This window comes from Streptomyces chattanoogensis, from assembly GCF_001294335.1.
Lineage (GTDB): Bacteria > Actinomycetota > Actinomycetes > Streptomycetales > Streptomycetaceae > Streptomyces > Streptomyces chattanoogensis.
Map to the genome: position 1 here is coordinate 669,732 of NZ_LGKG01000001.1, position 14,040 is coordinate 683,771.

Annotated in this window: 10 protein-coding genes and 2 pseudogenes; 4 read left to right on the forward strand and 8 right to left on the reverse strand. The window is 70.1% G+C overall.

Features of this window, described 5'->3' with window-relative positions:
- Window positions 1-208: 208 nt before the first annotated feature.
- Window positions 209-871, forward strand: a complete 663-nt coding sequence (locus ADL29_RS02920) for a DUF4360 domain-containing protein (RefSeq protein WP_046925833.1) — start codon at window positions 209-211, stop codon at window positions 869-871.
- Window positions 872-1,055: 184 nt separating this feature from the next.
- On the opposite strand, the pseudogene ADL29_RS02925 reads toward ADL29_RS02920, so the two are convergent.
- The 8 genes and pseudogenes from ADL29_RS02925 to ADL29_RS02960 form a co-directional block, all read right to left on the reverse strand.
- Window positions 1,056-1,444: pseudogene (locus ADL29_RS02925) on the reverse strand (GTP-binding protein).
- Window positions 1,425-2,042 carry a DUF742 domain-containing protein gene (locus tag ADL29_RS02930; protein ID WP_053922153.1) on the reverse strand — a complete coding sequence of 206 codons (618 nt, stop codon included), beginning with the start codon at window positions 2,040-2,042 and terminating at the stop codon, window positions 1,425-1,427. The pseudogene ADL29_RS02925 and the gene ADL29_RS02930 overlap by 20 nt, the downstream one beginning before the upstream one ends.
- An 84-nt stretch (window positions 2,043-2,126) precedes the next feature.
- A complete protein-coding gene (locus ADL29_RS02935) occupies window positions 2,127-2,540 on the reverse strand; it encodes a roadblock/LC7 domain-containing protein (RefSeq protein WP_044368295.1) in 414 nt (137 codons plus the stop codon).
- 10 nt (window positions 2,541-2,550) lie between these two features.
- Window positions 2,551-5,679, reverse strand: a complete 3,129-nt coding sequence (locus tag ADL29_RS02940; RefSeq protein ID WP_053922154.1) for a nitrate- and nitrite sensing domain-containing protein — start codon at window positions 5,677-5,679, stop codon at window positions 2,551-2,553.
- Between the two features lie 351 nt (window positions 5,680-6,030).
- Window positions 6,031-6,339 (reverse strand): annotated as a pseudogene (locus tag ADL29_RS02945) (GTP-binding protein); the annotation flags it as partial.
- Between the two features lie 63 nt (window positions 6,340-6,402).
- The gene (locus ADL29_RS02950; RefSeq protein WP_053922155.1) at window positions 6,403-6,813 is read right to left on the reverse strand and encodes a DUF742 domain-containing protein; all 411 of its coding nucleotides are present in this window, start codon (window positions 6,811-6,813) and stop codon (window positions 6,403-6,405) included.
- 101 nt (window positions 6,814-6,914) lie between these two features.
- Window positions 6,915-7,328, reverse strand: coding sequence for a roadblock/LC7 domain-containing protein (locus ADL29_RS02955; RefSeq protein WP_039632486.1), 414 nt, complete (start codon window positions 7,326-7,328; stop codon window positions 6,915-6,917).
- 9 nt (window positions 7,329-7,337) lie between these two features.
- The gene (locus ADL29_RS02960) at window positions 7,338-10,862 is read right to left on the reverse strand and encodes a sensor histidine kinase (RefSeq protein WP_053922156.1); all 3,525 of its coding nucleotides are present in this window, start codon (window positions 10,860-10,862) and stop codon (window positions 7,338-7,340) included.
- A gap of 648 nt (window positions 10,863-11,510) precedes the next feature.
- Here ADL29_RS02960 and ADL29_RS02965 point away from each other — a divergent pair.
- The 3 genes from ADL29_RS02965 to gltX all read left to right on the forward strand — a co-directional run bounded on the left by ADL29_RS02965 (window position 11,511) and on the right by gltX (window position 14,015).
- Window positions 11,511-11,696, forward strand: coding sequence for a hypothetical protein (locus ADL29_RS02965; protein WP_046925827.1), 186 nt, complete (start codon window positions 11,511-11,513; stop codon window positions 11,694-11,696).
- 83 nt (window positions 11,697-11,779) lie between these two features.
- Window positions 11,780-12,541 (forward strand): fumarylacetoacetate hydrolase family protein, encoded by a 762-nt coding sequence (locus ADL29_RS02970; protein ID WP_046925826.1) that lies wholly within the window; start codon window positions 11,780-11,782, stop codon window positions 12,539-12,541.
- Window positions 12,534-14,015 carry a glutamate--tRNA ligase gene (gene gltX / locus ADL29_RS02975; protein ID WP_053922157.1) on the forward strand — a complete coding sequence of 494 codons (1,482 nt, stop codon included), beginning with the start codon at window positions 12,534-12,536 and terminating at the stop codon, window positions 14,013-14,015. Before ADL29_RS02970 ends, gltX begins: the two co-directional genes overlap by 8 nt.
- Window positions 14,016-14,040: the final 25 nt, after the last annotated feature.

Genomic DNA, 14,040 nt, shown 5'->3' on the forward strand with positions numbered 1-14,040 from the left:
CCCGACACGTCGGCCCAGGCAAAGCGCAGCGGACTCCCACGGCGGGAAAGCCGACAACGTGGGGCGTCCAAAACCAGGCGTAGGTTCGCCCTAATCCGCATGGGCCTGTCTGTTCAGGCAGAGATCCCCGTGCTGGCATGCACTCGTCATCCCCCTCCTGGCGATCCCGCGACGCGGGCCCGTGCCAGGACGACCGGAAGGAAGTGCCATGCTCAGCACTTTCGGTGCTGCTGCCGCGGCGGCGGCCCTGCTCCTCGCCGGATCGGCAGCCCCCACTCCGATGGCCCGGGTCGGCGACGAACCGCCGACGGGCAAGATCACCATTGATGTCGCCACGGTGAACGGTTCGGGCTGCAGACCCGGCAGCGCCGCGGTGGCCATCGCGCCGGACAACACCGCGTTCACCGTCACCTACAGCGAATACCTCGCCCAGGCGGGCGGCGACAGCAAGCCCACCGACGCCCGCAAGAACTGCCAGATCGCGCTGAACGTGCATGTTCCCCAGGGCTTCACCTACGCGATCGCGCGGGCCGACTACCGCGGCTACGCCTCCCTGGCCCCGGGTGCCAAGGGGCTGGAACAGGCCGGCTACTACTTCCAGGGCTCGCAGGAGACCAACCGCAAGCGCCATACGTTCAGCGGTCCCTACGACACCAACTGGCAGACGTCGGACGAGACCGACATCGATGCGCTGGTCTACGCCCCGTGCGGGGAACAGCGGTACTTCAACATCAACACCGAACTGCGGGTGGACGCCACGGCAGCCAAGCCCTCGGCCACCAGCTTCATGGCGATGGACTCCACGGACGGCAGCATCAACACCCTCTACCACTTCGCCTGGAAGGAGTGCCCCGCGCCCGGCAAGAAGTAGCGGCCGCACTTGGCCGCCGTCCCTGAGCGACGACCTGGGGCCCGTACGCACGGCGCGTACGGGCCCCAGTGCGTGCGGGCCCGGTGCGTGCGGGCACGCCGAAGGCCCCCGCACCTGGCAGGTGTCCGGGGGCCTTCGGCGTATACGGCGGAGCGTACGAGCACGGGGAGCTCGTAGGCGTCAACTACCGCAGGCGCGCCATCAGGGCGTGCTCCACGAGCGTGATGAGCGCGCTCTTGGCCTCGCTGCGGTGGCGCGCGTCGGTGATGATGATCGGTGCGTCCGGGCCGATCTGCAGGGCCTCACGCACCTCGTCCGGCGTGTAGGGCTGGTGTCCGTCGAAGCCGTTGAGGGCGATGACGAACGGGAGGCCGGAGTTCTCGAAGTAGTCGACCGCGGGGAAGCAGTCGGCCAGGCGGCGGGTGTCGACCAGCACCACGGCGCCGATGGCGCCGCGGACCAGGTCGTCCCACATGAACCAGAAGCGGTCCTGACCACGCCGAAGCCGCCCGCCACCACGATCTTCGCGGAGGTGGTGGAGCGGGCTGCACCGCTAGAGCTTGCGAAGTCCACTGAGCACCCTTTCGAGCAGTGTCACATCTGGCTGTCCGCCGGCGGTCTCGTCCCCGCCGGGCTGATGGATGGCGACGAGTCCGGCCTCCGCCAGGTCGGCGACGAGGATCCGGGCGACGCCGAGGGGAATGGAGAGCAGGGCCGAGATCTCGGCCACCGATTTGATCTCGCGGCAGAGGTGGCAGATGCGCTGGTGCTCCGGCAGCTGGCCCTGCATCCGCGAGGGGTCGGCGGTCGTGCTGACCAGCGCCTCGATGGCGAGCTGGTAGCGCGGCCGGGTCCGGCCCCCGGTCATCGCGTACGGGCGCACGAGCGGATTGTGCGTTCCCCCGACGGGGGCGGGCTCGGGCTTGGGCCGCGAAGGCTGCACCGGCTGGATGCGGGGCGCCTGCGGCTGTTCGTACGGCGACGGCTCGTACGGCTGGGAGCCGTACGGCCGCTGCGGCGGATGCTGGTGCTGCGGCGGCCGCGGCGGTTCGGACCGCTGCGGCCGGTGGCTCGGCGCAGACGGGAAGTTGAAGCGGTTCTGCTGGGTCTCGCCACCAGGACCGGGCTCGGGCCCGGAACCGTACGGGTATCCGCTAGGGGGCGTTGCCACGTCTCCTCCTCCAACTTGCCAATCTGACGCCGGTCGCGCCACCGAACCATAAGGCGCGGTGGCGGGAAACGCACTGCCTGTCTGCTAGTTGAGAAGGCTCCCTTGCAGTTCGGCGCGCAGATCGGGCGTCAGAACATTGCCCGCGCGGTCGACCAGCAAGGCCATCTCGTAACCGACGAGGCCGATGTCGCACTCGGGGTGCGCGAGCACGGCCAGCGACGATCCGTCCGAGACGGACATGATGAAGAGGAAGCCGCGCTCCATCTCCACCACGGTCTGGTTCACGCTCCCGCCCTCGAAGATGCGGGAGGCGCCGGCCGTCAGCGAGGTCAGCCCGGAGGCCACCGCCGCCAACTGATCGGCTCTGTCACGAGGGAACCCCTCGGACATGGCGAGGAGGAGTCCGTCCGCGGAGACCACGACCGTGTGGGACACCCCAGGGGTGTTGTCCACGAAGTTGGTGATCAACCAGTTCAGATTCTGCGCCGCCTGGCTCATCGGGCTCACACTAACGCTCCTGATCGTAGGTGCTGCCGGGGCCGAAGCCCTGTCGGTCATTCTGGGGTTCCGCGCCCGCGTTGCGTCCCTGCTGGACACCACGGCGCAGATTGCTCAGCCGGCCGCGTACGTCCTCCGGGGCGCGGGAGACCTGAGGGCCGCCCTGCGGGGTCTGCTCCGCGGCGCCTTCGACCAGGTTGGCCTTGGGCACCCGCCGGGGGAGACCGGAGGCAGTGACCCCGCCAGCCGAGGGCTGGCGCAGCCGCTCCGCCCGCTCCCAGCGCTCGTCGTTGGAGCTGCGCCATTCGGAGCTGTCCTGGCCGTTGACCGCGGCGTTCCGCTGCTGCGGGGGCGCCATCGGCTCCACGGGCTGCTCCTGCCACTGCTGCTGAGCCTGAGGCTGAGCCTGCGGTGACTGCTGACCACGGCCTCCGCGGCGCGGAAGGCCGGCGTCGGTCAGCATGGGGGAGTCGCTCGGGGAGGGGCCCGGACGGTCGAATGTTACGCGCTCGGACGCATCAGCGGGAGCGGCAGTTGTATTCCGGTCAGATTCCGCTTCGGTCCCGAAGTAGCCGTCGAACGCCGGTCGTTCGGCACGGTCGCCCTGGTCGGGCGCTTCGCCGGAAACGTACGGGTGCTGGCCAGTGGTACCCGAGGTGCCCGGGTCGCCGAACGCCACACTGCCGTAGGACCGGTCGTCGTAGAGCGGCTGATCGGCTTCCGCATATGCCCCCTGGCCGGAATGCGACGGCTGTTCGGGGAAGCCCGCCCGGTCCCCGAAGCCCCCGAAGGGGTCAGCGGGGTCGGCCGTGGCCGGCTGGCCGTTCGCCTGGGCCTCGAGCGCCGCACGGCGCTCCTCGCGGAGCAGGGAGCGGCCCACCGGGTCCAGCTCGGCGGCGTCGGAGGAAACGAAACCGGTGTCGTCGAAGCCCAGCTCGGCGGCGGTGCGCTGACGGTCCTCGTACGCCGCCTGCTCGTGCTCGGGAACGATCCGGGAGACCGTGAAGTCGTCCTCGAACTGCTCCTCGCCGCCACCGCCGTGGGTGATCGCCTCGGGCAGCATGACCAGCGAGGTGGTGCCGGCCTGCTCGCCCGACGGGCGCAGCTGGACGCGGATGCCGTGCCGGTCGGCCAGCCGGCCGACCACGAACAGGCCCATCCGCTGGGAGACCGCGGCGTCCACGCTCGGCGGGTTGGCCAGCTTGTGGTTGATGTCCGCGAAGTCCTCGGGGGTCAGCCCGATGCCCTTGTCGTGGATCTCGATCATCACCCGGCCGTCGGGCAGCCGGGTCGCGGCCACCCGCACCTTGGTCTGCGGTGAGGAGAACGTGGTGGCGTTCTCCAGCAGCTCGGACAGCAGGTGCACGAGGTCGGTCACGGCGGTGCCGTGGATCTCGCTCTCGGGGACGCCGGTGAGCTCTATTCGCTCGTACGACTCGACCTCGGACGTCGCCGCGCGCAGCACGTCCACCAGCGGCACCGGCTGGTTCCAGCGGCGGCCCGGGTCCTCGCCCGCGAGGATCAGGAGGTTCTCGCCGTTACGCCGCATACGGGTGGCGAGGTGGTCGAGCCGGAAGAGGCTCTCCAGCTGGTCCGGGTCCGCCTCGTTGTTCTCCAGGTCGGTGATCAGCGTCAGCTGCCGCTCGATCAGACCCTGGTTGCGCTGCGAGAGGTTGGTGAAGATCGCGTTGACGTTGCCCCGCAGCAGCGCCTGCTCGGCGGCGAGCCGCACGGCCTCGCGGTGCACCTGGTCGAAGGCGCGGGCGACCTCGCCGATCTCGTCCGTGGTCGAGATCGGGATCGGCTGGACACGGGTGTCGACCCGGCCCGGGTCCGTACGGGAGAGCTGGTCGACCAGCATCGGCAGCCGCTGCTCGGCGATGCCGAAGGCGGCGGTGCGCAGCTGGCGCATGCTGCGGCTCATCCGGCGGGCCATCAGCCCGGCCACCACGAAGGCGATGATCAGGGCGGCCAGCGCGATCGCGGAGTCCACGAAGGTGGACCGCTTGGCGTCGGCGGAGATCTGCGCGGCCTCGTTGACCGCCTTGTCCGCGAGGTCCTTCTCGATGGACCGGTACATCGTGAACTTGCCGGTCGCGGCCGCGAACCAGGTGTCGGAGGTGATGCCGCGCGGGGCGAGCGTCTCCGGTGCCGCGCCGGTGGCGATGAGGGTCGACATCTGGTCGATGGACGGCGGCGTACGGAACGGCCGGCCGGCCGCGTCCGCCTGCTGCTTGGCCTGCGCCACCAGCTCCTGCGCCTTCGCCTTCAGGGCGGCGGCGTCCTTCTTCAGCCGCTCGACGTCCTCGGGCGTACCGCCGGAGGTGTACTCGCCGATGGCGATGCCCTCCAGATAGCGGTACGACGCGAACGAGGTCAGCTGGAGCTTGTGCTCCTTGCCGCCCTGCGGGGACGCCGGGTCGACCAGCAGATGGGTGCCGATGGAGCGCTGCAGCGACTCGGCGGCCTTCGCCAGCGCGACGGCGTAGACGGTGCGGCCGTAGGAGGTGATGTTGCCGGTGCCCAGACCGAGTTCGTTGGCGAACTCCATCAGCGGGTGCTGGATCCTGACGTAGCCCTCTTCGGTCTGCACGCCGTGCAGCCGGGAGGTGTAGGCCGTCTTGCGCAGCTCGTCGAGCTTGGGCTCGACCTCCTCGAACGCGGCGAGCCGGCGCTTGAGGCCCGGCTTGTCCGGCATGGCGTTGGCGGCCTGGTGGAAGGCCTCCCCGGCGTCGTCCGTGGCGTTGCGCGCCTCTTCGACGGCCGGGTCGTCCTTCTGGCCCTTCAGCAGCGGGGCGGCGGTGCGGTCCCGCTCGTCGATCAGGGCATTGCTGTAGGAAAGCGCGGCGCGAACGAGTTTCGCGGTGTTCTCCGCGTCCTGCGCCTCCTGCCAGGTGGCGAACGAGCTGTTGACCCGCAGACCGCCGAAAACCAGGGCGAGCAATACGGGAATCAGCAGGATGGCGTTCAGGCGGGTGGCCACGCGCCAGTTGCGCGGGGAGTACTTACTGCCGCTGACCGGAGGCTTCGCGACCGGGTTCTCGGGCACGTCGGCAGCCGGTACCCCGCCTCGCGGCGGCGGGGTGAAGTTGCCCCGCCGCGGTTCCTGCGGCTCGGGGCTCTCCTTGCTTCGCCTCACTCGACCAACAACCTCTCGGCGCCGGCACGTACGTGGTGTGCCGTTTCTTCTGGGCGTTACTACTCCGTAGTTCAGCGAATTTCAGCACGTCAGGGCGGTGCGTTCCAAACACTGCACAAAGCCGGAGAAGGCCCGTGAGAGCGAGAGATAAATGGGGCGTTAAGGGCGAGCGGCGCCAAATGGCGAGGGAATTGTGAGCACAGCGAAGCCACACATGCGCGAGGGGTGTCGAACGCCAGCTGATTCACTGTCGAAACGTTATGAAGCAAATCTGCGGGCGTGTCGAAGGACACAGATCCATACGGGAACCGCGCGGAAACCGCGCGGACTTTCCCTCCCCGGATTTCCGACCTACTGAAGGCGGGCCATCAGCGCGTGCTCGACAAGCGTGATGAGCGCGCTCTTGGCCTCGCTGCGGTGCCGCGCGTCGGTGGTGATGATCGGCGTACCGGGCCCGATCTGCAGCGCCTCACGGACCTCTTCGGGCGTATAGGGCTGGTGTCCCTCGAAGCCGTTGAGGGCGACGACGAACGGCAGCCCGCTGTTCTCGAAGTAGTCGACGGCGGGGAAGCAGTCGGCCAGGCGGCGGGTGTCGACCAGCACCACGGCGCCGATGGCGCCGCGGACCAGGTCGTCCCACATGAACCAGAAGCGGTCCTGACGCCCGCCACCACGATCTTCGCCGAGGTCGTGGCGCGGGCCGCGCTCTGCTCGAAGCCCGCGTCAGAGCTTGCGAAGTCCACTGAGCACCCTCTCCAGCAAGGTCACATCCGGCGCGCCGCCGGCCTCGCCACTTCCGCCGGGCTGGTGAATGGCCACCATCCCCGCCTCTGCCAGGTCCGCCACGAGGATCCGCGCCACACCCAGCGGGATGTGCAGCAGCGCGGAGACCTCCGCCACCGACTTGACCTCACGGCACAGCGTGCAGATCCGCTGGTGCTCGGGCAGCAGTCCGGGCAGCTGGGAGGGGTCGGCGGTCGTGCTGACCAGCGCCTCGATGGCGAGCTGGTAGCGCGGCCGGGTCCGGCCTCCGGTCATGGCGTACGGGCGCACCAGCGGCTGGTCACCTTCGCTCCCGTACGGCGCTTGGCTGTAGGCGCCGTACGGGCCGGAAGTGGCGGGTGGCGGGGTCATGGGTCCTCCGGGCGGGACAACTGACGTGTCGTCGGGTTGGGCCGGTGGGGGGTGCGGCACCAGGTGGGTGGAAAAGCTGGACAATACGGCGCTGCGGACGCCTAGTTCAGCAGGCTGCCCTGCAGTTCGGCGCGCAGATCCGGCGTCAGCACCGTACCCGCGCGGTCGACCAGCAGGGCCATCTCGTAACCGACCAGGCCGATGTCGCACTCGGGGTGTGCGAGCACGGCCAGTGACGATCCGTCCGAGACGGACATGATGAAGAGGAAGCCACGCTCCATCTCCACCACGGTCTGGTTGACGGTACCGCCCTCGAAGATCCGGGACGCACCCGAGGTCAGCGAGGTCAGGCCGGAAGCCACCGCCGCCAACTGGTCGGCGCGGTCGCGCGGGAAGCCCTCGGACATCGCGAGGAGCAGCCCGTCCGCGGAGACCACCACGGTGTGGGACACCCCTGGGGTGTTGTCCACGAAGTTGGTGATCAACCAGTTCAGGTTCTGCGCCGCCTGGCTCATCGGACTCAACTAACGCTCCTGCTGGTGAGTGGGGTCAACAATGCCGTGGTTGCCGGTGGAGGAGGTCCCTCCGGCCTGCCGGCCCTGCTGGATACCCCGGCGGAGATTGGTCAGCCGCCCGCGCACGTCACTGGGCGCACGCGAGACCTGCGGACCGGTCTGGGGAGACTGCTGCTGTTGCGCGGTGCCCGCGACGAGGTTCGCGCGCGGGACCCGGCGGGGCAGTCCGGACGTGGTGATACCGCCGGCGGCGGGCTGACGGATCTGCTCCGCACGCTGCCAGGTCTCGTCGTTGGGCGAGCTGCGCCACTGGCCGGAGTCCGCGGCGGCAGGGGTGTCCTGCGCGGCCTCGCGGCGCGGCAGCGACGGCGCATCGGCCTCGGGGGCACCGCCCTGCCGGGGCGGCACCCCGGCAGCGGCGGACGCCGGGTGGCTGAACCAGTTCGACTCGATGGTGTCGAAGATCGGCGTACGGCCGTCACCGGGGCCCGCGTCGGCGTCGCCGAGCTCGTCCCGGGACCGGGGCTGCTGCACCGGGAGCCGGCCGGTTTCGTACGGGTCCGGCTCGGGCTCGGGCCGCGGGAACTGGCCGGTCGTCGCGAACTGCCCGGTTTCGTACGGGTCCGGCTCAGCGGAACCGCCGGCGCCGCCGCCGGCACCCGCCGGCTGCCGCTCACCGCCGGGCAGCGCGAAGCTGCCGGTGTCACCGGCGCCCGGCCGGGTGAACTGCGTGGTGTCGGCCGGGCCGCGCCCGCCCTGTGCACCGGGCGGCGGACCGTTGAAGTCGGGGCGGGCGAAGGCCGTGGTGTCGGCGGGGCCGCCACCGGGCGCGGGACGCTCGAAGCTGCCGGTGTTCTCCGGCTCCTCGTGGCCACGCGGCCGGTCCTGCGTCTCGCGGGGCGCCAGCGGCCAGTCGTCGTCGGCGCCGCGCTCACGGCGTGCGCCCCAGCTCGTGGCGCCGTCCCGGCCGCCGGACGTGCCGGGACCACCCGGCAGTTCGGCCGCGGGCCCGCGCGGCGGCAGCTGCGGCCGCTCCTCGCGCTGCGGCGCACCCGTCGGGGGTGCGACGGTCGGGTTCTGAGCAGAGGGCGCAGCGGGGTTCCGTCCGGCGGGCGGGCGGCCGGCGTCCGCGCCACGGGCGGGCAGCGCGCCGGGCTGACCGGCGGCCGGACGGCCGTCGGCGGGCGCACCGGGGCCGTTCGGACGGCGGGCCGCGCCCGCACCACCGAAGGCGCTCGCCGCACCGCCGCCAGGACCGCCGGCTCCGCCGGGGCCACCACGGGCGGGCAGCGCGGGGCGCCCGGCCGAGGGGCCCGCACCGACCTGACCGCGCGGCTGGAGCCCGGAGAGCCGGCTGGAGGGCGCACCGCCCACGTCGGCACCGCTCTTGGGGCCGGCCGAGGGAGCGGGCTTCTTGCCGCCCTGGGCGACATCGACCGGCAGCATGACCAGCGCGGTGGTGCCACCGGAGTCGGAGGGCCGCAGCTGGATACGGATGCCGTGCCGCAGCGACAGGCGGCCGACCACGAACAGACCCATCCGGCGGGACACCGAAACGTCCACGGTCGGCGGGCTGGCCAGCCGCTCGTTGATCGCGGAGAGGTCCTCGGGGGACAGGCCGATACCGGTGTCGTGGATCTCGACCAGCACCCGGCCGTCGGGCAGCGCATGACCGGTGACCTTGACCTTGGTCTGCGGCGAGGAGAACGAGGTGGCGTTCTCCAGCAGCTCGGCGAGCAGGTGCACGAGGTCGTTGACGACCCGGCCCGCGACCTCGGTCTGCGGGACGGCGTTCAGCTCGATGCGCTCGTACTGCTCCACCTCGGACGCGGCGGCACGCAGGACGTCGACCAGCGGCACCGGCCGCGTCCACCGGCGTCCCGGCTCCTCACCGGCGAGGACCAGGAGGTTCTCACCGTTACGGCGCATTCGGGTGGCGAGGTGGTCCAGCTTGAACAGCGAGGACAGCTGGTCCGGGTCGGCCTCGCGCGATTCCAGTTCGGAGATCAGCGACAGCTGACGCTGAATCAGACCCTGCGAGCGGCGCGAGAGGTTGGTGAACATCGCGTTGACGTTGCCCCGCAGCAGCGCCTGCTCGGAGGCGAGGCGGACCGCCTCGCGGTGCACGTCGTCGAAGGCCGCGGCCACCCGGCCGATCTCGTCCCGGCTGTGCACACCGACCGACTCGACGGAGGTGTCCACGTCCTGCGGGTCGGACTCCGACAGCTGCTTGACCAGCTCGGGCAGCCGGTCCTGGGCGACCTTCTGCGCGGTGTCCTGCAGCCGGCGCAGCGAGCGGACCATGGACCGCGCCACGACGAACGCGCCGACCAGCGAGACGCCGAGGACGAGCAGGATCAGCGCACCGTTGAGGATCGCGTCCTGGGTCGCGTCGTTGCGCAGCTCGCGGGACTTCTGCTGCATCTCGGACAGCAGCGTGGTCTCGATCCGCGACATCTCGGCGATCTTGACCGAGTCGGAGTCGTACCAGTCGAGGTACTTGTACTCCTTGCTGCGGATGCCGGTGCTGTTCGCGAAGGCGCGGTGCGCAAACGCGTACGCGGACTTGATCTCGTCGTTGTTGCCGTCCAGACCACGGGTCAGGGAGATGGCGTTGTTGGCGTAGATCAGCGCGAAACGGTCCCGGGAGGCCTTCTCGTCGTTCTCGGCGGTACGGCCGGCCTGCCGGTCGTTGGTGGAGAGCTGGGCGCCGCCCTTGTGCGCCAGGCCGGCGCTGACCAGGGCACGCTGCATCGACGCGTATTCCTTGGCCGACGAGAACGCCGCCAGGGCACGCGTCGACTGGATCATCTCCGGGTTGCTGGTCGCCTGCGCCATGTCCTGGGAGAGCGAGAGCAGGGAGTTGATCAGCTGGTTGTATTCGTTGACCGTGCGCGCCGCGTTGTTGGGGTCCTTGTAGGCACTGGCGCGGATCTCGTTGAGGGTGGTGAGCTGGCGCCCGATCTCCAGAATGGTGGCGCGGACGCCGGCCATCGTGGAGTCCCCGGCGCGGACGTCACCGGTGGCCTGGTTGAACGAGAGCCGGGCGCGGTCGGTCGCCTCGCGCGGCGCCACGACGTTCGCATCGTCCTTGACGTTGCCGGTGCCGGCCAGCGGGCCGGCCGACTTGTCCCGCTCCACCTGGAGGGCGTCGGCGAGCTCGGTGGCCTGCCGCGTCATCTCCGTGAGCAGCTGCATCTGGTCGAGCGCGTCGATGTTGTCCAGCTGCGTGTCGATACGCATCGCGCCCAGGGTGGTCGCGGCGACCACGGGCAGCGCCAGCAGGGAGACCAGACGGGTGCTGATGCGCCAGTTGCGCAGCGCTATTCGGCTGCCGGGACCGGTCGTACCCTTCGACCCCTTCGACGCACCGGACGTGGCGCCGTCCGCGGCGTCACCGCCCGGTGCCTGGCCGCCACGGTCGGACGGCACACCGCTGCTCTGGGCGGGCTGGGGCGCGGAGGCGCGGTCGGTCCCGCCACGCAGCTCCGGGTCCGCCGCAGCGTTGCCATCCCTCTTGAAACGTCCCTGCACTAGCGTCGCAACCTCTGGACCAGGCGCCCCTCCGCGTCAACGGCGGGACGGTGTCGAGTCATAGGAGACCGCAAGTCCCCCCATTGGCGGTCGTGAGTGACCGGCGGGCTGCCCCCTCTGGCCGAGAGAGCGGCACCACCGCGCGGCGCCACCTTGCGCCCTGCGCGCCGGCTGAAACGTGCGGCGGTCCGTGGAATTCCAGCACAGTGCCGGATCTCCAACAAGAGCGGAGCGGATGCCTGTGACATGCGTGACGCAATGTGCGGAGCGTGTGACGGGATGTAGAGGATTCGGTCCCCGATAACGGACTTTTACCAGCGAATCGACCGGCCGGGAACCCTGTCCCAGGTGCGGTGATCGGGAGCGGAACATGCGCTTCAATCCGTCAATGTCCGATTCGCCCCGGGATAGCGATCATGAGAATTGCGGCATTTGTCCTAGCCCTCGTGAGGAAACTCACAGGAAGATCGCGGACTTCTCCACGGCTTCGCAGGGAATGGCGTGCATAGCCTGACGCTTTACACGGTTGCCCGATGCGACAAGGGCACCCATAAGGCAGCAACGGCAAGGCATGCGGGTGCAAGCCCTTTTCCTTGTCCTCCACACAATGATCACAACCACAACGATCACAACGCGAGGCGTGAAGCAGTGAAGACCACGATGATGTTCCGCAACATAGCCAACCCGCGGCGCACCACCCTGGCGCATCTCAAGGACGCCGACGAGCTCGCCACCGCGGCGGCCCCGGAACACACCGCCGAACTGCCCGCCCAGACGGCCAACCCCCGCCGCACCGTCCTGATGGTCGCGCCCGAGCAGGACGTACCGGCGTAATACACAGCGCGGGCCTGCCGCGCCCCCGCGATAGCCTGGAGTGTCAACTCCGGCCAGTGATCAATGAGGGGCAGCGGCAACCCGTGCGCATCGCCAGATTCTCCATCGACGGCAACGTCGGCTTCGGCGTGGTCGAGGGCGACGAACTCGACGTCATCAAGGGACACCCGTTCGCCGCATTCGAGCGCTCGGGCCAGAAGGTCCCCCTGGACAAGATCCGGCTTCTGCCGCCCACCCTGCCCAACAAGATCGTCGCGATCGGCCGCAACTACGCCGAACACGCCGCCGAGCTGGGCAACGAGGTCCCCGACGCCCCGGTCACCTTCTTCAAGCCCTCCACCTCCGTGGTCGGCCCCGGCGACCCCATCGCCTACCCCTCCTTCTCCCAGGAGGTGCACCACGAGGCGGAGCTCGCCGTCGTCATCGGCCGGATGTGCCGCGAGGTGCCCCGCGAGCGGGTCAAGGACGTCATCCTCGGCTATACCTGCGCCAACGACATCACCGCGCGTGACGTCCAGCGGCGCGAGCAGCAGTGGACCCGGGCCAAGGGCTTCGACTCCTCCTGCCCCCTCGGCCCCTGGATCGAGACCGAGCTCGACCCCCGCGATCTGACCATCCAGTGCACCGTCAACGGCGAACAGCGCCAGCTCGGCCGCACCAGCGAGATGATCCGTCCGATCGAGGACCTGATCGTCCACATCACCGAGGCGATGACGCTGCTTCCCGGCGACGTCGTCCTCACGGGCACCCCGGCCGGGGTCGGCCCGCTCAACGTCGGCGACGAGGTCGCCGTCACCATCGAAGGCATCGGCACTCTCACCAACAAGGTGATCAAGCGTGGCTAACGCGACCCCCGTCCGCGTCCGTTTCTGTCCCTCCCCGACCGGCAACCCCCATGTGGGCCTGGTCCGTACCGCCCTGTTCAACTGGGCCTACGCCCGGCACACCGGCGGCAGCCTGGTCTTCCGGATCGAGGACACCGACGCGGCCCGCGACTCCGAGGAGTCCTACAACCAGCTGCTGGACTCGTTCCACTGGCTCGGCTTCGACTGGGACGAGGGCCCCGAGGTCGGCGGCCCGAACGCGCCGTATCGCCAGTCCGAGCGCATGGACCGCTACAAGGACATCGCCGACAAGCTCCTGGCCGGCGGGTACGCGTACCACTGCTACTGCACCACCGAGGAGCTGGACGAGCGCCGCGACGCCGCCCGCAAGGCCGGCAAGCCCTCCGGTTACGACGGCAAGTGCCGCGAGGTGACCGACGGGCAGAAGGCCGCGTACGAGGCCGAGGGCCGCACCTCCGTCGTCCGCTTCCGCATGCCCGACGAGCCCATCACCTTCACCGACCTGGTGCGCGGCGAGCTGACCTTCACCCCGGACAACGTCCCGGACTACGGCATCGTCCGCGCCAACGGCGCACCGCTCTACACGCTCGTCAACCCCGTCGACGACGCCCTGATGGGGATCACCCATGTCCTGCGCGGCGAGGACCTGCTCTCCTCCACCCCCCGCCAGATCGCGCTGTACAAGGCCCTGATCGAGCTGGGCATCGCCTCCGCGATCCCCGCCTTCGGCCACCTGCCCTACGTCATGGGCGAGGGCAACAAGAAGCTCTCCAAGCGCGACCCGCAGGCCAGCCTCAACATCTACCGCGAGCGCGGCTTCCTCCCCGAGGGCCTGCTCAACTACCTGTCGCTGCTCGGCTGGTCCTTCTCCGCGGACGAGGACATCTTCACGATCCCCGAGCTCATCGAGAAGTTCGACATCGCGGACGTCAACGCCAACCCGGCCCGCTTCGACCTGAAGAAGGCCGAGGCGATCAACGCCGAGCACATCCGCCGGCTGGACGTGAAGGCCTTCACCGAGGCCTGCGAGCCCTGGCTGACGGCCCCGTACGCCAACTGGGAGCCCGAGGACTTCGACCGGGCCGCCTGGGAGGCGATCGCCCCGCACGCCCAGACCCGTCTGACCGTCCTGTCCGACATCACCGCCAATGTCGACTTCCTCTTCCGCAAGGAGCCGGTCGAGGACGAGGCCTCCTGGACGAAGGCCATGAAGGGCGACCCGGTGGCCCTGCTGACCACCGCCCGCGCCAAGCTCATCGAGGCCGACTGGACCGCCGGCCCCGAGCCCCTCAAGGCCGCCGTCCTCGCCGCCGGCGAGGAGCACGGCCTCAAGCTCGGCAAGGCCCAGGCCCCGGTCCGCGTCGCCGTCACCGGCCGCACGGTCGGCCTGCCCCTCTTCGAGTCCCTGGAAATCCTGGGCAAGGAGCGCACCGTCGCCCGCATCGACGCGGCGCTGGCGAAGCTGGCGGTCTGATCCTCGTACGAGTGACCTGGGCCCG

Coding starts and splice junctions, on each gene's coding strand:
- ADL29_RS02920 (WP_046925833.1), top strand. CDS start 209: ATGCTCAGCACTTTCGGTGCTGCTGCCGCGGCGGCGGCCCTGCTCCTC.
- ADL29_RS02935 (WP_044368295.1), bottom strand. CDS start 2,540: ATGAGCCAGGCGGCGCAGAATCTGAACTGGTTGATCACCAACTTCGTG.
- ADL29_RS02950 (WP_053922155.1), bottom strand. CDS start 6,813: ATGACCCCGCCACCCGCCACTTCCGGCCCGTACGGCGCCTACAGCCAA.
- ADL29_RS02955 (WP_039632486.1), bottom strand. CDS start 7,328: ATGAGCCAGGCGGCGCAGAACCTGAACTGGTTGATCACCAACTTCGTG.